This is a genomic window from Telluria sp. AZSoR62, assembly GCF_058111565.1.
In genome coordinates, this window is the sequence record NZ_JBYTST010000166.1 from 1 (window position 1) to 344 (window position 344).

A 344-nucleotide genomic window follows, 5' to 3' on the forward strand; every position below is an offset into this window, starting at 1 on the left:
TCTTTTGCGTCGGCCCGGTTGATGCCCATGCAGGACAGGCTGAAAAGCAGTGCTTTAGCCGCACAAAGTCGCTGCTCTGCGTATTCCTGAATGTCGGCGTACGCGGCGCTCGTATCAATCAGCAGCACAGGGGTTTGGCTGGGATTTGTTGTGAGCGGAATGAGCTTATTCATGACCCACCTCCACAGAGGTCAGGATGCCCTCTGAGCAAGCGTCAACAGTGGCTTTCGCCATGTCGATCAGGTAGACGATCGCATGACAAAGCTGTTGGCTGTTTTCAGTCAGAGCCGCTTGCTCGGCCATCTCCTGGGCAAGATCAAGCAGGCAGTAGGTGCGATCGAGAG

The 344-nt window shown here is 55.5% G+C and carries 1 protein-coding gene; it reads right to left on the bottom strand.

From position 1 onward, the window contains the following. Positions 1-165: 165 nt before the first annotated feature. Entirely contained in the window at positions 166-324 is a 159-nt protein-coding gene (locus AC3XQU_RS23365; protein WP_489876536.1) for a DUF3077 domain-containing protein, read from the bottom strand. Positions 325-344 lie beyond the last annotated feature (20 nt).